At 71.4% G+C, this 16,072-nt stretch carries 17 protein-coding genes; 6 read left to right on the top strand and 11 right to left on the bottom strand.

Translation table 11 applies throughout. The features are described from left to right. Nucleotides 1-143 precede the first annotated feature (143 nt). Nucleotides 144-1,319: a 4-hydroxybenzoate 3-monooxygenase gene (locus ABZ646_RS08660; protein WP_360514620.1), complete on the top strand. Its 1,176-nt coding sequence runs from the start codon at nucleotides 144-146 to the stop codon at nucleotides 1,317-1,319. Between the two features lie 145 nt (nucleotides 1,320-1,464). Further along, a complete protein-coding gene (locus ABZ646_RS08655; protein WP_360514617.1) occupies nucleotides 1,465-2,325 on the top strand; it encodes a Bax inhibitor-1/YccA family protein in 861 nt (286 codons plus the stop codon). 84 nt (nucleotides 2,326-2,409) lie between these two features. Here ABZ646_RS08655 and ABZ646_RS08650 read toward each other — a convergent pair whose 3' ends face one another. Beyond that, the gene (locus ABZ646_RS08650; protein WP_355716349.1) at nucleotides 2,410-2,640 is read right to left on the bottom strand and encodes a DUF4287 domain-containing protein; all 231 of its coding nucleotides are present in this window, start codon (nucleotides 2,638-2,640) and stop codon (nucleotides 2,410-2,412) included. Between the two features lie 128 nt (nucleotides 2,641-2,768). Here ABZ646_RS08650 and ABZ646_RS08645 point away from each other — a divergent pair, with 128 nt between their 5' ends. After that, on the top strand, nucleotides 2,769-3,080 hold the full coding sequence (locus ABZ646_RS08645; protein ID WP_360514614.1) for a hypothetical protein: 312 nt from the start codon (nucleotides 2,769-2,771) through the stop codon (nucleotides 3,078-3,080). Nucleotides 3,081-3,162: 82 nt separating this feature from the next. Here the strand turns inward: ABZ646_RS08645 and ABZ646_RS08640 are convergent, their stop codons facing one another. From ABZ646_RS08640 to ABZ646_RS08630, 3 genes are all read right to left on the bottom strand, one after another. Beyond that, nucleotides 3,163-3,945, bottom strand: a complete 783-nt coding sequence (locus ABZ646_RS08640; protein WP_360514611.1) for a hypothetical protein — start codon at nucleotides 3,943-3,945, stop codon at nucleotides 3,163-3,165. Between the two features lie 270 nt (nucleotides 3,946-4,215). Continuing rightward, nucleotides 4,216-5,436, bottom strand: a complete 1,221-nt coding sequence (locus ABZ646_RS08635) for an acetyl-CoA C-acetyltransferase (protein ID WP_360514608.1) — start codon at nucleotides 5,434-5,436, stop codon at nucleotides 4,216-4,218. Nucleotides 5,437-5,678: 242 nt separating this feature from the next. After that, entirely contained in the window at nucleotides 5,679-6,737 is a 1,059-nt protein-coding gene (locus ABZ646_RS08630) for an SGNH/GDSL hydrolase family protein (protein WP_360514605.1), read from the bottom strand. Between the two features lie 148 nt (nucleotides 6,738-6,885). On the opposite strand from ABZ646_RS08630, the gene ABZ646_RS08625 reads away from it, so the two are divergent. Continuing rightward, nucleotides 6,886-8,277, top strand: coding sequence for a cystathionine beta-synthase (locus tag ABZ646_RS08625; protein WP_360514602.1), 1,392 nt, complete (start codon nucleotides 6,886-6,888; stop codon nucleotides 8,275-8,277). A gap of 332 nt (nucleotides 8,278-8,609) precedes the next feature. Here the strand turns inward: ABZ646_RS08625 and ABZ646_RS08620 are convergent, their stop codons facing one another. After that, a complete protein-coding gene (locus tag ABZ646_RS08620) occupies nucleotides 8,610-9,440 on the bottom strand; it encodes a helix-turn-helix transcriptional regulator (protein WP_360514599.1) in 831 nt (276 codons plus the stop codon). 146 nt (nucleotides 9,441-9,586) lie between these two features. Between ABZ646_RS08620 and ABZ646_RS08615 the strand changes: the two genes are divergently transcribed. After that, a complete protein-coding gene (locus ABZ646_RS08615) occupies nucleotides 9,587-10,348 on the top strand; it encodes an SDR family oxidoreductase (protein ID WP_360514596.1) in 762 nt (253 codons plus the stop codon). Between the two features lie 27 nt (nucleotides 10,349-10,375). Here the strand turns inward: ABZ646_RS08615 and ABZ646_RS08610 are convergent, their stop codons facing one another. Together ABZ646_RS08610 and ABZ646_RS08605 are read right to left on the bottom strand one after the other, a co-directional pair. Beyond that, nucleotides 10,376-10,783: a hypothetical protein gene (locus tag ABZ646_RS08610; protein WP_360514593.1), complete on the bottom strand. Its 408-nt coding sequence runs from the start codon at nucleotides 10,781-10,783 to the stop codon at nucleotides 10,376-10,378. Nucleotides 10,784-10,855: 72 nt separating this feature from the next. Further along, on the bottom strand, nucleotides 10,856-11,458 hold the full coding sequence (locus tag ABZ646_RS08605) for a carbonic anhydrase (protein WP_360514590.1): 603 nt from the start codon (nucleotides 11,456-11,458) through the stop codon (nucleotides 10,856-10,858). A 458-nt stretch (nucleotides 11,459-11,916) separates the two neighbouring features. Here ABZ646_RS08605 and ABZ646_RS08600 point away from each other — a divergent pair, with 458 nt between their 5' ends. Next, entirely contained in the window at nucleotides 11,917-12,561 is a 645-nt protein-coding gene (locus ABZ646_RS08600) for a ScbR family autoregulator-binding transcription factor (protein WP_360514587.1), read from the top strand. Between the two features lie 167 nt (nucleotides 12,562-12,728). On the opposite strand, the gene ABZ646_RS08595 is transcribed toward ABZ646_RS08600, so the two are convergent. The 4 genes from ABZ646_RS08595 to ABZ646_RS08580 are packed head-to-tail and all read right to left on the bottom strand — an operon-like array spanning nucleotide 12,729 to nucleotide 16,009. Beyond that, complete coding sequence (locus ABZ646_RS08595) at nucleotides 12,729-13,658, bottom strand: ABC transporter substrate-binding protein (protein ID WP_360514584.1); 930 nt, start codon at nucleotides 13,656-13,658, stop codon at nucleotides 12,729-12,731. Between the two features lie 11 nt (nucleotides 13,659-13,669). Next, nucleotides 13,670-14,332 carry an ABC transporter permease gene (locus ABZ646_RS08590; protein WP_360514581.1) on the bottom strand — a complete coding sequence of 221 codons (663 nt, stop codon included), beginning with the start codon at nucleotides 14,330-14,332 and terminating at the stop codon, nucleotides 13,670-13,672. Between the two features lies 1 nt (nucleotide 14,333). Beyond that, entirely contained in the window at nucleotides 14,334-14,975 is a 642-nt protein-coding gene (locus tag ABZ646_RS08585) for an ABC transporter permease (protein WP_360514578.1), read from the bottom strand. Continuing rightward, nucleotides 14,972-16,009, bottom strand: coding sequence for an ABC transporter ATP-binding protein (locus tag ABZ646_RS08580; protein ID WP_360514575.1), 1,038 nt, complete (start codon nucleotides 16,007-16,009; stop codon nucleotides 14,972-14,974). Before ABZ646_RS08580 ends, ABZ646_RS08585 begins: the two co-directional genes overlap by 4 nt. Nucleotides 16,010-16,072 lie beyond the last annotated feature (63 nt).

The raw sequence follows: 16,072 nt of genomic DNA, 5'->3' as shown, positions 1-16,072 counted from the left end.
GGTTCCACGACCGCCTCTCGTGGACCCGGCGGCCGGCCGTGTCCATTGACACGGGGTACGACCGGAAGGAGACTGCGGGGAACTCAGTGAAATAAATTTCACCACGCGAACAACCGGGGTGAACGGACCGAAGGGAACGACCGATGCGCACCACCGTCGGCATCATCGGAGCCGGACCCGCCGGGCTCCTCCTCGCCCGGCTGCTGCACAACGCCGGCATCGACTCGGTCGTCCTGGAGAGCCGCGACCGCACCTACGTCGAGCACCGCCAGCGCGCCGGGATCCTGGAGCAGGGCACGGTGGACGTGCTGCGCGCGGCCGGCGCCGGGTCGCGCATGGACCGCGAGGGGCTCCGGCACGACGGCATCGAGCTGCGGTTCGCGAAGCAGCGCCACCGCGTGGACTTCCCCGGCCTGACCGGCGGGCGGTCCGTGACCGTCTACGCGCAGACCGAGGTCTGCAAGGACCTCATCGCCCTCCAGCTCGAGGACGGCGGGCCGCTGCTCTTCGAGGCGGAGGCGCTGGCGGTGGAGGACGCCGAGGGCGAGCGGCCCCGGGTGCGGTTCCGGCACGAGGGCCGGGAGGACGTCCTGGAGTGCGAGTACGTGGTCGGCTGCGACGGCTTCTGGGGAGTGGCCCGCACCGCGTTCCCCGAGTCCCTCTCCAGGGTCTTCGAACGGACCTACCCCTACGCCTGGCTGGGCATCCTCGCCGATGTCGCACCCTCCCACGACGAACTGGTCTACGCCCGCCACGACCGCGGCTTCGCCCTGCTCTCCATGCGCTCCCCGTCCGTCTCCCGGCTCTACCTCCAGGTGCCGGCGGACACGGACGGGGAGAGCTGGAGCGACGAGGCGGTCTGGGACGAGCTGGAACGGCGCTTCGAGACCGACGACGACTGGCGTCTCGAGCGCGGCCCGATCACCCAGAAGTCGGTCACCCCCATGCGGTCCTACGTCCACGAGCCCATGCGGCACGGACGGCTCTTCCTCGCCGGGGACGCCGCCCACATCGTGCCGCCGACCGGTGCCAAGGGGCTGAACCTGGCGGTCGGCGACGTCGTGACCTTCGCGCGGGCCCTCGTGCACGAGCAGGAGACGGGTTCACCGGAACTCCTCGACGCCTACTCCGCCACCTGCCTGCGCCGGGTCTGGCAGGCCGAGCGGTTCTCCTGCGACATGACGACCCTGCTCCACCCGGGCCCCGACGAGGCGCCGTTCGACGCCCGGCTCCAGCTGGCCCGGCTCGGCCGGATCGCCTCCTCCCGGGCGGCCGAGACCGACCTCGCGGAGGCGTACACCGGTTTTCCCCTGGAATGAAGCACTCCGTAGCCGGGAATGAGGGGTCCGCACGGCGTGTTGCGCAGCACGGCGGGGGAAAGATCCTCCCCAGGTAGCATGGCAGACTTTTGCCAATCCATTACTCTTGACGCCAAGGCCCGCACGGTGGCCATGGAGGAGTGAAATGAGGAGCAGCAACCCGGTCTTCTCGCGACGGGGGTTCAGCCGCGACAACGGCTACGCGGGCTTCAACACCGCGCCGCAGGCCGGGTACGCACAGGGCAACCCGTACGCGCAGAACCCGTACGCGAACAACCCCTACGCGCAAGCGGACGTCCAGCAGGGCGCCCCGCCGCAGGCCCCGGCCACCACCGGCCGCATGACCATGGACGACGTGGTCCTGCGCTCGGCCATGACACTGGGCACGGTCGCCGTCGGCGCGGTTCTCGCCTGGGCCCTGCTGCCGGTCTCCAGCACCAGCTTCGGCCTGGCCTTCGGCTCCGCCATCGTCGCGATGGTCCTGGCCCTGATCCAGAGCTTCAAGCGCACCCCGGTGCCCGCGCTGATCCTGGGCTACGCCGCGTTCGAGGGTGTCTTCCTCGGCGTCATCAGCGAGATGTACAACACCCAGTGGAGCGGCGCCCCGTTCCAGGCGGTGCTCGGCACCCTGGCGGTCTCGGCCGCCACCCTGCTGGTCTACCGGGCCGGCTGGATCCGGGTCACCGCCCGCTACGCCCGTGTCGGCATGGCCATCGCCATCGCCTTCGTGCTGGTCATGGCGGTCAACCTGCTGCTGGTCGCGTTCGGCGTCGCCGAGAACGGCGGACTGCGCAGCTTCGGCCCGCTCGGCGCGATCGTCGGCATCATCGCGATCCTGCTCGGTGCGTTCTTCCTGACCCTCGACTTCAAGCAGATCGAGGACGGCATCGCGTACGGCGCCCCGAAGAAGGAGGCGTGGCTGGCCGCGTTCGGTCTCACCATGACGCTGGTGTGGATCTACGTCGAGATGCTGCGCCTGGTGGCGATCTTCAGCAGTAACGACTAGCCGTTCGACGGCGGGCTCTCGCGAGTGAGCCGAGAAGGGCCCCGGGGCACCGCCCCGGGGCCCTTCGCCGTCTGTTGTGCGCGCCTACAGGAGTTTGCGCGCCGCCCTCCTCAGGTCGTACTCGTGGATCAGCGCCTTCGCGTGGCCGTAGGCGAGGTTGTGTTCGTGCCGGAGCCAGCTGACCTTTTCCTCGAAGCGGAAGAGGGACGGGCCTTCGTCGACGGTGCGCAGCCAGTCGGACACTTCACGACCGGTGCAGTGGGGGATGCGGGCGAGCATGTTGCGATGGGTCTCCTCGGAGAAGACTTGGGACATCGGCGCCTCCGGTGCGCAAAGGGGGTTGTAGCCGGTCCTTCACGTCACCGTGCCTGAGTGTTGGCGCGTTGGCAACAGTCGCGACGCGTCCTGACCGAAGAGCCGACGGGAGGCGTTACGCTCGCGGCGTGGTTGATACGACGCCTCTTACCCGTGCCGTGGAGCATTTCGCCGACAAGTTGAGGGCGGCGCCGCAGAGTCGGTTGCAGAGAGGGGCGGCCGCGGAGGCGCTGGCGCTGGCCAGGCAGTTGGCCGAGTGGGCGCAGTCCGTCGAGGAGCCGGGCGGCACGGTCCGGGAGATGCCGGACGCGGGGATGTTCGCGGTGGCCGACCAAATCACCGTGGCCGGGAACGACTTGGCGGTGGTGCTGGGAAGCGACGCCGAGGTCGGGGACGCGGTGCGGATGGTGGAGGCCGCGCAGAAGAAGGCGGGGGTGTGAGGGGAGCGTTGTCAGCTGCGGGTGCGCGGGGAACTGCGCGACCAGCCACGACGGCGCCGCACCCGGCCACGCACCCGGAATCTCAGAGCGACGCTATGACGCGGTCCGCCAGGATGTACACGTTCTCTTCCCCGCACGCGAACGTCAGCGTGTACGCGCCCGAGATCCCCGACCCGCCCAGCAGGTACGGCGTCTCCCCGGCGCCCAGGGCGGCAGCCAACCGCTCCGCCGTCTCCCGGTGCCCCGGCGTCATGCACAGGGTCGTGCCGTCGGCGAAGACGTAGACGTCCAGCGTCCCCAGCGGACCCGGCCGCACGTCGGAGAGCTCGATCTGGGACTCGGCCAGCTGCTCCAGCGTCGCGACCGTGCGCTCGTGGTCGTTCACCATCGGCGACTGCACCGGTACGAAGTCCGGGTGGGACGGGTGCCGGCGCCGCGCCGCGGCCAGCTCGGGGGAGTCCCCGGTGAACTCGTCGGTCTCCGCCGCCGGCTCGGCGACCGGCTCAAGACCGACGAAGTCGGCCTGCCGGGGCAGGAACAGCTCGCCGTCCGCCAGGCCCAGCAGCGACGGCGTGTCGGACGCGTCGCGTGCCTCCTGCGCGGCCCAGAAGGCACGTGCCTCGGCCAGCTCCCGCTCTCGCTCCTCGGCCAGCGCCTCCGCCACCGCGGCCCGTATCTCCTCGGCGTCGGTGTGGCTACGGGCGGCGGGCAGCAGGGCGCGCATGGCGGCGGCCTGGTTCTGGGCAAGCTGGGTGTGCAGCTCGGCGACCTGGCGGCGCAGCTTCAGTACGGTGCGCAGGACAGCGACGCCCACGGCGCCCGTGGCGGCCGTGGTGAGCAGCAAGGCGATCGGCATGGCGCTCACTGACGTACTCCCGGTTCAAAGTCGACCCCCGACTTCCTACATCAGCTTGAAGGGTGGACTATCAAGCTGTCAGTGCGTAACGTCACGAAACGGACAGGGGATTGGCCCTGTGGTCTCTGGGGGCAACCGCTCTGACCTGCTCTGATATCTCTGCGAGGGAGATAGGTCACATCATGGGGGAGATTGGATCACAAATCGGCCCGGCGTTCGGGAGTTTCTCGAACACCGGGCCGTAGCGTCACGGTCGGTTCCGTGACGGTCACTCAGGGGTCAGCTCAGGCGCTCGATGACCATCGCCATGCCCTGGCCGCCGCCCACGCACATGGTCTCCAGGCCGAACTGCTTGTCGTGGAACTGGAGGGAGTTGATCAGCGTGCCGGTGATGCGGGCGCCGGTCATGCCGAAGGGGTGGCCGACGGCGATGGCGCCGCCGTTCACGTTCAGCTTCTCCAGCGGGATGTCCAGGTCGCGGTAGGAGGGGATCACCTGGGCGGCGAACGCCTCGTTGATCTCGACCAGGTCGATGTCGTCGATGGTGAGGCCGGCGCGGCGCAGGGCCTGCTTGCTCGCCTCCACCGGACCGAGGCCCATGATCTCGGGGGAGAGGCCGGTGACGCCGGTCGACACGATGCGGGCGAGCGGGGTGAGGCCCAGCTCGCGGGCCTTGGTGTCGCTCATGATGACGACCGCGGCGGCGCCGTCGTTGAGCGGGCAGCAGTTGCCGGCGGTGACCAGGCCGTCGGGGCGGAAGACCGGCTTCAGTCCGGCGACGCCCTCCAGGGTGACGCCGGCGCGCGGGCCGTCGTCCTTGCTGACCACCGTGCCGTCGGGGAGGGTGACCGGGGTGATCTCGCGCTCCCAGAAGCCGTTCTTGATGGCTTCCTCGGCGAGGTTCTGGGAGCGGACGCCGAACTCGTCCATGTCCTGGCGGGTGACGCCCTTGATCCGGGCCAGGTTCTCGGCGGTCTGCCCCATCGCGATGTACGGGTCGGGGAGCAGGCCGTCCTCGCGCGGGTCGTGCCAGGTGGAGCCGGTCGAGGCGGCGGTGGCGGCGGTGCGCTCCTGGGCCTCGGCGAAGAGCGGGTTCATGGTGTCCGGGAGGCCGTCCGAGCTGCCCTTGGCGTAGCGGGAGACCATCTCGACGCCGGCCGAGATGAAGACGTCGCCCTCGCCGGCCTTGATGGCGTGCAGGGCCATGCGGCTGGTCTGGAGGGACGAGGAGCAGTAGCGGGTGATCGTGGTGCCGGGCAGGTGGTCCATGCCCATCTGCACGGCGACGATCCGGCCGAGGTTGTAGCCCTGCTCGCCGCCGGGGAGACCGCAGCCGAGCATCAGGTCGTCGATGTCCCTCGGGTCCAGCCCGGGGACCTTCGCCAGGGCGGCCTGGATGATCGTCGCGGTGAGGTCGTCGGGGCGCAGGTCCTTCAGGGAGCCCTTGACGGCGCGGCCGATCGGGGAACGGGCGGTCGAGACGATGACGGCTTCGGGCATCACGGCTCCATTGGCATGCGAGGGCTGGGCTTCGGAAGTTACCCGTACGTATGTCATCGGTCACGGGAATGGGGGTGTGACACTGACCGCACTTTCTAAGCGCTTGCTTTCCTCTGGGGCGCGTCGCCGTCTTTCGGCCGGTGGGGGCCGGTCGCGCAGTTCCTCCCCCCAGCCTTCGGCCGGGGGGACCCCAGCGCCCCTCTGGGGCGCGCTGTCCAGCCGTGTTCCGCAGGGTCAGTGCCCTACTCGGTGGTGCGGGCCCTCGACCTCGCCTCTTCGGCGGCCGCGTCGGGTGGGAGAGTGGGCGGCTCCACCTGGTGGCGGCGGCGTCGCTTGAGCAGGGCCCAGGGGCCGCGGGGGCCCGTCGGCATGGCCGCCGTGACCTCCGTACCCGCCTCGGCCGCCGCCTCCGCCGCGGCGCGGGCGACCGGGAGGAAGCCCTCGCGGCGGGTGACGTCGGGGCGCTCCTCCTCCGCCGGCCACAGGCCGAGGGCCGCGCAGACGGTGGGGAGCACGGCCATCGCCGCCGTGGCGTAGCCCTCCGCGGAGGGGTGGTAGTTGTCGGGGCCGAACAGCTCGCGCGGGTTCGCCGCGAACTCGGGGCCCAGCAGGTCACCGAGCGACACCGTGCGGCCGCCCTGTTCCACCGTGCCGATCGTCTGGGCCGCCGCCAGCTGCCGGGAGGCCCGCCGGGCCAGCCAGCGCAACGGCTGCCGTACCGGCTCGATCGTGCCCAGGTCGGGACAGGTGCCGACCACCACCTCGGCGCCGGCCGTGCGCAGCCGGCGGACCGCCGCGGAGAGGTGACGGACCGAGCGCGTGGGGGGCATGCGGCGGGTGACGTCGTTCGCGCCGACCATGATCACGCAGACGTCGGGGACCGGCTGCCCGGCGCCCAGGACCAGCGCCACCTGACGGTCGAGGTCGTCGGACTGGGCGCCGGGCAGCGCCACGTTGGTGAGGTCGACCGGGCGTTCCGCGACGGCCGCCAGGCCCGACGCCAGCAGGGCGCCCGGCGTCTGGGCGGCCCGGTGCACCCCCTGGCCCGCCGCCGTGGAGTCGCCCAGCATCGTCAGCCGCAGGGGAGGCTCACCGGCCGCCCCGTACCCGAGGCCGTACCTGCCGTCGGCGGTCGGCACCCGCCCGCCGCTGTTGCCGTTGTGCACCGCCGCCTGGGCCATCCGCACCTCGGCCAGCACCAGTCCCACCGCGGCCGCGCCGACCAGCCCGATCCCGCCTCCGCCGTACGCCGCACCGGCCGCGATCCGCCGGGCCACCCGCGCCCTCGACATGCTCGTCATGCGTCGCCGCCACCTCCTCGTTGCCGTACATCCACTCCTTGCCCCGTACCGCCCGTCCGCCAATCTCAACAGGGAGTGAACCTCCGGCATGCCCCGTAGGCTGGCCGCACCACCAGGACCACTTTTGTGCAAGCGACCGGAGACAACGGTGCAATACCACGACTCGATGATCAGCCTCGTCGGCAACACCCCGCTCGTGAGGCTCAACAGCGTCACCCAGGGCATCTCGGCCACCGTGCTCGCCAAGGTCGAGTACTTCAACCCGGGCGGGTCCGTGAAGGACCGCATCGCGCTGCGGATGATCGAGGCCGCCGAGAAGAGCGGGGAGCTGCGGCCGGGCGGCACCATCGTCGAGCCGACCAGCGGAAACACCGGAGTGGGGCTGGCGATCGTGGCCCAGCAGAAGGGGTACAAGTGCATCTTCGTGTGCCCCGACAAGGTGAGCACCGACAAGATCAACGTGCTGCGGGCGTACGGCGCCGAGGTGGTCGTCTGCCCGACCGCCGTCGACCCCGAGCACCCGGACTCGTACTACAACGTCTCCGACCGGCTGGTCCGCGAGACGCCGGACGCCTGGAAGCCGGACCAGTACTCCAACCCCAACAACCCCCTCTCGCACTATCACTCGACCGGCCCCGAGTTGTGGGAGCAGACCGAGGGGAAGATCACCCATTTCGTCGCGGGCGTCGGCACCGGCGGCACCATCTCCGGCACCGGGCGGTACCTGAAGGACGCCAGCGAAGGACGTGTCCAGGTGGTGGGCGCGGACCCGGAGGGCTCCGTGTACTCCGGCGGCTCCGGACGGCCGTACCTCGTCGAGGGCGTCGGTGAGGACTTCTGGCCCACCGCCTACGACCGGACCGTCGCCGACGAGATCGTCGCCGTGTCCGACAAGGACTCCTTCCAGATGACCCGGCGCCTGGCCAAGGAGGAGGGGCTGCTGGTCGGCGGCTCCTGCGGGATGGCGGTCGTGGCCGCGCTGCGGGTGGCCGAGCGGCTCGGTCCGGACGACGTGGTCGTCGTACTGCTCCCGGACAGCGGCCGCGGCTACCTCAGCAAGATCTTCAACGACGAGTGGATGGCCGACTACGGCTTCCTGGAGGACGAGGGCCCCAGCGCCCGCGTCGGCGACGTGCTCAGCGACAAGGCGGGCGGCGCCATCCCCTCCCTCGTCCACATGCACCCCGAGGAGACCGTCGGCCAGGCCATCGAGGTGCTGCGCGAGTACGGCGTCTCGCAGATGCCCGTCGTCAAGCCGGGCGCCGGGCACCCGGACGTGATGGCCGCCGAGGTCGTCGGCTCGGTCGTCGAACGCGAGCTGCTGGACGCGCTGTTCAGCAAGCGTGCTTCCCTGGAGGACCCGCTGGAGAAGCACATGTGCGCCCCGCTGCCGCAGGTCGGCTCCGGTGAGCCGGTCGGGGACCTGATGACGGTGCTGGGGGCGGCGGACGCGGCGATCGTCCTCGTCGAGGGCAAGCCCACCGGTGTGGTGAGCCGCCAGGACCTGCTGGCGTTCCTCGCCAAGGGCGGCAAGCAGTAGCGAACCTCAGGTGAACGGCCCGTGAAGCGGCGGAACTCGCCGTTTTCCCAGCGAAGCGGTGGACTTCGCGGAAGTGGTACGAGCGTGTCACGTACACGCAGCACACGCTTAACACGGGTCCGGCACATTAGGGGATGTCGGCAGGGCGGGAGCGGCTCCCCGCCCCGGCCGGCACCGAACGTCCAAGGACCTCCGGAGCGGCTCCCGGACCTCCATGGACGCCGGACGTGAGACCCGGCCTGACCCGGTCAGCGTCCCTCGCGGGGACCGCCGTCGTCCCGCCCCCCGTAACGGGGGTGCGGCGGTCCCCGCGCACAAGCCTCCCGGCGGCCTCAGCCCGCCGTCGCCTGCCAACTGCCGAGCAGCGCCAGCCGCTCCGCCGTCTCCGAACCCGGCTCGGGTGTGTACACGACGAGCATCTGGTCCGGGTCCTCGGGCACCGCCAGGGTCTCGTAGGGCAGCGTGAGCAGGCCCGCCACCGGGTGCCGGAGGCGTTTCACGCCGTACGCGCACGCCTTCACCTCGTGGTCCGCCCACAGCCTGCGGAAGTCCGCGCTCTTGACGGAGAGTTCGCCGACCAGGGCGGTCAGGGCAGGGTCGTCGGGGTGCAGGCCCGCGCTGATGCGCAGGTTCGCGACGGTCTGGGCGGCGATCGCCGCCCACTCGGGGTACAAGTCGGGCGCCGCCGGGTCCAGGAAGACCAGCCGGGGCATGCTGCGGGCGGCCGGGGCCAGCGCCCCGAAGCCGAGCAGCGCGTCGGCGAGCGTGTTCCAGGCCAGCACCTCCATGCGGCGGCCCAGCACGAACGCCGGGGACCGCTCCATGGCGTCCAGCAGCAGCTGCACCCCGGGGCGCACCCGCGGCACCGAGGGGCGTCGCGCGCCCTTGCCCGGCTGCGGGCGGGCCACCGCGCGCAGATACGCGTGCTCGGTCTCGTCCAGCCGCAGCACCCGCGCGACCGCGTCCAGCACGGCATCGGAGACGCTGCTGCCCCGCCCCTGCTCCAGCCGGATGTAGTAGTCGACGCTCACCCCGGCCAGCTGCGCCACCTCCTCGCGGCGCAGTCCCGGTACGCGGCGCCGCCCGTACGAGGGCAGCCCCACCTCCTCGGGCCGGATGCGGGCGCGGCGCGAGCGCAGGAAGTCTCCGAGGTCCCCGTCCATGGGTTCGATCGTAGGGGAGCGGCCGCTGCCGAACCTGGTACTGGTGGACCCAGGAAAAGCGTCGCCCTGGGTAGGGCCGCCGGACCGGCCGAGGGTGGAGACACGCCACCGGGACCGGCCCGGCGGCACCGACCAGGGAGCACCTCATGTCGTACGACGACCTGTCCGGCCGTACCGCCGTCGTCACCGGAGCCGCCAGCGGGATCGGGGAGGCGGTGGCCGTGCGGCTCGCCGCGGAGGGCGCCCGGGTGGCGCTGCTCGCCCGGCGCGCCGACCGGCTGGAGACGGTGGTGGCGAAGATCCGGGCGGCCGGCGGCGCGGCCCTCGCCGTGGCCGCCGACGTCACCGACGACGCCTCCGTGCAGGGGGCGGCGGACGCCGTCCACGAGGCCTTCGGCACCGTGGACCTCGTCGTCAACAACGCCGGCGTGATGCTGCCGCACCCCGTCGACGACGGCCGCCTCGACGAGTGGCAGCGCATGATCGACACCAATGTGACCGGCGTGCTGCGGGTGCTGCGGGCCTTCACCGGGGACCTGGTGGCGGCGGCCGCGCAGGGCCGTACCGCCGACCTCGTCAACGTCTCGTCCATCGGCGCGCACCTCGTCTTCCCCACCTACGCGGTGTACGGCGCCACCAAGGCCGCCGTCACCCAGCTCTCGCAGGCGCTGCGCGCCGAGTTCGGGCCGCGTGACGTGCGGGTCACCAACGTCGAGCCGGGCCTCACGGAGACCGAACTGGCCGACCACATCGGGTCGGCCGAGGGGCGCGCGCAGGTCGACGGCATGCTGGCGGAGATGGGCTCGCTGGCCGCCGCGGACCTCGCCGACCTGGTGGGCTACGTGACCAGCCGGCCCCGGCACGTCAACCTGAGCCAGGTCGTCGTGCTGCCGACCCGTCAGGCCTGACCGGGCCCGGTACCGCTGGGGGCCGGCTCAGTCCTGGTGGCCGGGACCGCGGAACAGACCGGGGTGGAGGCGGACCGCCTGGGCCACGTTGACACCGACGATGCCGACCCAGGTGGCGATCAGGCCGGTCATGCCCGCGAACGCGCCGCCGATCGCCGACAACGGGATCGCCACCACCAGCGAGACGATCCCGAAGCCGAACCGCTCACCCCACGAGTCGGTGCCCCGGGACCGCCGGGCCCCGCGGGCCGCCTGCATCTGCTGCTCGGCCAGGCCCCTGCGCAACCGGCGCTCCACCGCACCGTCGATCCGGCTGTCGATCTTCTCCAGGAAGGAGTCGACCAGCTCCGACTCGTACTCCGGCCCCAGTTCCCCGCGGGCGTGCAGGGTGGCGGCGAGGTCATTCTTCAGATCGGTGTCATGCGCGTCCGTCATGGGGCCCACGGTAGGCAGCCGGGACGCCGGGCGCACTGGGGCAAGCCCCCGCATCGCACCGGGGCCCGCCCCTCAGGGCAGCAGTGACACCAGCCCGCCGGCCGGGTCGAACCGCGCCGCGACCACCGACGCCCCCGCGAACGCGGCGTCCGCCCTGATCGCGTCCCGCACCCACACCGCGTGGGCCCGTACGGTGTGGGCGGCCCAGTCCCCGGGCAGCGCCCTGGTACGGCGGGCGGCCGGGGCGATCTCCTCGACGAGGAGTTGCAGGTGACCGGGGACGGGCGCACCGGTGCGCAGCCGGCCGAGGGTGGCGGCGACCGCCCCGCAGCCGTCGTGGCCGAGGACCACGACCAGCGGGACGCGCAGTTCGGCCACCGCGTACTGGATGGAGCCGAGCACCGCCTCGTCCAGTACCTGCCCGGCCGTCCTTATGCACAGCAGGTCGCCGAGGTCCTGGTCGAAGACCAGCTCGGGCAGGATCCCGGAGTCGATGCAGTCCAGGACGACGGCGAAGGGCCGCTGTGCGGAGACCCGCCCGCGGCGCGCGCGGCCGGTGGCGTAGCGCCGGTTGCCCTCCAGCAGTTCGTCGAGGGCGGCGCTGGTCGAGCAGCGGGCGGCGGCCGGCGCGCCGACGGCGGTGGCCGCCGGTAGGGCCCGGGGGTTCGAGGCCATGACGCTTCCTCAGGTGGGGTGCCTGTCGAGCTTCATCACTGTACGCGGCGGAAACGTTACTCTCTGTTCCGATTTAACGATCCTTGGCCGGATCATCGACCGCGCGATACCCGGCGCGGACTTGATCACGTCCAGCAGGAGGCGCGGGCCGACCGGCGAGTCGTCGGAGGAGACCGGGACCAGCCGCCCGGCCCGGCCGTGCACCTCGATACGGAAGCCGTCACCGCGCGGACCGCCCGATGTGCTCGCCCGTCTCCTCCGTCGTCACCCGGTCGATCCGGGTGGGAGCGGGGCGAGAGCGTCGATGCCCCCCCGGAGAGACGTCGCGAGAAACCGTACCAGTTAGTTGGTTTTTTTGTGTGGAGGGCGGGCAGACTTGTGGCCCGGAGCGGGCCGCGATCTGCCCGAGGGGAGGACGACACGGCGACAGCTCCGGTCGCAGTGAAGGGGTTGGATCCATGGCCAGGCAGGAACGCGCGGAGGTCACCCGCGCCGCCATCCTGGAAGGCGCAGCGCGCGCCTTTGACGCGGAGGGGTACCACGGCACGACCCTCGGCGACATCGTCAAGGAGTCCGGGGTGACGAAGGGGGCTCTCTACTTCCACTTCACCTCGAAGGAGGAGCTGGCCCAGGTCCTCATCGACGAGCAGTTCTCCGTCCTGGACTCGGCCGCGGACGCCGGCGGTCTGGGTGTGCAGTCCGTCATCGACATACTGCACCGCATGGCGCGGCAGCTGGTGGAGAACGTCCAGGTGCGCGCGGGCATCCGACTGGTGACCGACCAGAGTTCCAAGACCGGCATCGTCAGCGAGCCGTACACGAAGTGGATCGAGGTCTTCCGGACGTGCCTGGCCGAGGCCCAGCAGCGCGGCGACGTCAAGGACGACATCGACTGCGAGCGGCTGGCCGCACTGGTCGTCGGCTCCTGGACCGGGCTCCAGCTCAGCTCCCAGGTGCTGTGCGGGCGCAAGGACCTGTCCGAGCGGACGACCCTGATGTGGCAGTTGCTGCTGCCCGGCATCGTGCCGGCGCGCAGGCTGGGCAGCTTCCACCCCGAAGGCAGTTCCCATGTCGCCGGACAGCCCTCGGCGGCCGGCGGGTAGGGCGACGTTCGACAGAACTGCGCACGGCGAGCGGCTGGAACGAAAGCAGCGTGACCGTGGCCGGCGCCCTGGCGGCCGCGGCCGGGCAGGTCGCCCCTGGGGACCACGGCACGCACGGCGGCGGACGAGAAAACGGGGGGGCTGACCGCGGGCCCCGGGGCCCGCGGTCAGGCCAGGCCGTGTTGTTCGGCGTAGGCGTTCGCCACGTCCTCCGGGTCCTTCTTGTCGTTGTCGACCTGGCTGTTGAGCTGGGTGAGCTGGTCGGTGGTCAGGATGTTGCCGAGCCGGGCGAGGGCCTTGCGGACGGTGTCGTCGGCCTTCCGGTCGGCGATCAGCGGCACGATGTGCTGGCTCGGGATCAGGTTCTTCGGGTCGGTCAGCACCACCCAGTCGTTGGCCGCGATGTCGGTGTCGGTGGTGAACAGGTTCGCCACGTCCACGTCGCCCTTCTTCAGCGCGCCCTTGACCAGCGGGCCGTCCGAGTCGAGCGACTTGAACTCCTTGAATTCGACGCCGTAGACCTCCTGGAGCCCGACCGCGCCCACCCGGCGCTTCTTCACCTCGGGCGCGGCCCCGATGACCAGCTTGCCGTTCTGCTTGGCGAGGTCGGCGAGGGAGGCCAGGCCGTACTTGCGGGCGGTGGCGCGGGTGACGACGAAGCAGTCCGAGTCGGCGGCCTGGCCGTAGGGCAGCACCTGGAGGCCGGCGGGCAGGGCGAGCGTGAGCGCGTTCTGCATGGTGCCGGGCTCGGACGAGTCGTCCTTCGGGGCCAGGTAGTTGAGGAGGGCGCCCTGGTACTCGGGCAGCAGGTCGATGTCACCGGCCCTGAGCGCGGGGATCACGATCTCCCGGGTGCCGAGGTTCGGGCGGACCTTCACCTTCACGCCCGCCTTCTGGAGCGCGGCCGCGTAGAGGTAGCCGAGCACCTGGTTCTCGGTGAAGTTGGCGGTGCCGATGGTGATCCCGCCCTTGCTGGAGCCGCCGCCGGCGGTCGAGCCGCTGCTCTCGTTCAGCGAGGTGATGCCGCTGGAGCAGGCGGAGAGGGTGGTGACGGATCCGGCGGCGAGCAGGCCACCGAGGAGGGTACGACGGTTCATCTTCGGGTTCCCTAGGCGGTGCGGTGGCGGAAGAGGAAACGCTGGAGGGTGCTCAGGAGCAGGTCGAGGACGACGGCCACGAGGGCGACCAGTACCGCGCCGCCCAGCACCTGCACGAGGTCGCGCTGGGCGAGTCCGTCGAAGACGTAGCGGCCGAGGCCGCCGAAGGAGACGTACGCGGCGATGGTGGCGGTGGCGACGACCTGGATCAGCGCGAGCCGCAGGCCGGTCATGATCAGGGGGAGCGCCAGCGGCAGTTCGACCTGGAGGAGGACCTGGTGGCCGCGCATGCCCTGGCCGCGGGCGGCGTCGCGGACGTCCGGGTCGACGGCCGTCATCCCGGCGTAGGTGTTGGTGACGATCGCCGGGACCGCGAGCGCGACCAGCGCCACGTACACCGGGAGCATCGACAGACCGCCCGCCAGGAAGACGAGGACGACCAGGCCGACGGTCGGCAGCGCGCGCCCGAAGGACGCCAGGTTGATGGCGAGGAACGCGCCCTTGCCGGTGTGCCCGATCAGCAGCCCGACCGGGAGGCCGATCGCGGCGGCGATCAGGGTGGCGAGCAGCGAGTACTGGAGGTGCTCGGTGAGCCGGTGGGCGATGCCGTCCTGGCCGGCCCACTGGGAGCCACTGGTCAGCCAGGTGCCGAGGTTCTTGAAGAGTTCGAACATCTCAGGCTCGCCTCCTGCGCCACGGGGTGAGGACGTACTGCAGGGCCACCAGCAGCGCGTCCGCGACCACGGCGAGCAGGATCGTGAGGACCACGCCCACGATCACCGGGGTCGGGAAGTCGCGCTGGAAGCCGTCGGTGAAGAGCTGGCCGAGGCCGCCGTCGCCGATGTAGGTGGCGACGGACACCAGGGAGATCGACATGACGGTGGCGATCCGGACGCCCGCGAAGATCACGGGCAGGGCGAGCGGGAACTCGACGGTGAGGAGGGTGCGCAGCGGGCGGGTGCCCATCGCCTTCGCCGCCTCCTTGGTCTTCGCCGGGACCGAGTCCAGGCCCTCGACCGTGTTCCGCAGCAGCACGACCAGGGTGTAGACGGTCAGACCGATGACGGTGGTGGTCCGGGTCAGGCCGCTGACCGGCAGCAGCAGGACGAAGATCGCGATCGAGGGGATCGTGAAGAGCACGTTCGACAGGCCGAGCAGGAAGCCGCGCAGCGGGCGGACCCGGTGGGCGAGCACCGCGAGCGGGAGCGAGATCACCAGGCCGAAGAAGACGGCGGTCATCGCGGCCTGGAGGTGGGAGAGGGTGAGGCTGGTCAGCTCGTCGGTGTGGTCGCCTATCCACGACCAGTCGACGCTCATGCGGCCACCGCCCGGGCCTCGGTGTGGGCCTGGCCCGCGTGGACGTGGATGTCGTCGCGCGAGGAGACGCCGGTGAGGACACCGGCCGCGTCGACCCGGGCGACGAGTCCGGTCGGGGAGGCGATCGACTCGTCGAGGGCCGAGAGCAGCGAGTCCCCGTCGCGCAGCGGCCGCACCGGGAGCTCGGCGTCCTTCGAGGCCCAGTGCAGGGGCCTGCGTCCGGCGTCGAGTACGAGGGTCCAGGCGCCGCCCTCGGGAGCCGGGCCCTGCGGTACTTCGGCCAGGGTCTTCAGCGAGAGCAGCTTCAGTCCGCGCTCGGCGCCGAGGAAGTCGGCCACGAAGTCGTCGGCCGGGCGGGCCAGGAGTTCGGCGGGCGGGGCGCACTGGACCAGGTGGCCGCCGGTGCGGAAGATCGCGATCCGGTCGCCGAGCCGGACGGCCTCGTCGACGTCGTGGGTGACGAAGACGATGGTCTTGTTCAACTCCTTCTGGAGCCTGAGCAGTTCGTCCTGGAGCTGGGTGCGCACCACGGGGTCGACGGCGCCGAACGGCTCGTCCATCAGCAGGACGGGCGGGTCGGCGGCGAGCGCCCGGGCCACGCCGACGCGCTGCTGCTGGCCGCCGGAGAGCTGGTGCGGGTAGCGCTTGCCGGCGTCGGCGGCGAGGCCCACGGTCTCCAGGAGTTCGGCGGCGCGGGCGCGGGCCTTCTTCCGGTTCCAGCCGAGCAGCAGCGGGACGGTGGCGATGTTGTCGAGCACCGTGCGGTGCGGGAAGAGCCCGGCCTGCTGGATGACGTACCCGATGGAGCGGCGCAGTTCGGCGGCGTCCTGGCGGGTGACGTCCTCGCCGTTCACCTTGATCGTGCCGGAGGTCGGCTCGATCATTCGGTTGATCATCCGCAGGGTGGTGGTCTTGCCGCAGCCGGAGGAGCCGACCAGGACGGTGACCCCGCCCTCGGGCATCTCCAAGGAGAGATCATGGACTGCTGTCGTGCCGTTGGGGAAGCGCTTGTGGACCGCGTCGAACTGGATCATGAGATGTCCCTTGCCCGGCTGTATAACGTCATGCAGAGTTCTTGGTGTGTGAATAGCTTGTCA

This window comes from Streptomyces sp. NPDC007162 (genome assembly GCF_040634175.1).
Classification (GTDB): domain Bacteria; phylum Actinomycetota; class Actinomycetes; order Streptomycetales; family Streptomycetaceae; genus Streptomyces.
Note: the sequence above shows the minus strand (reverse complement) of the source record. Positions and strands in the feature narration are given on the sequence as shown.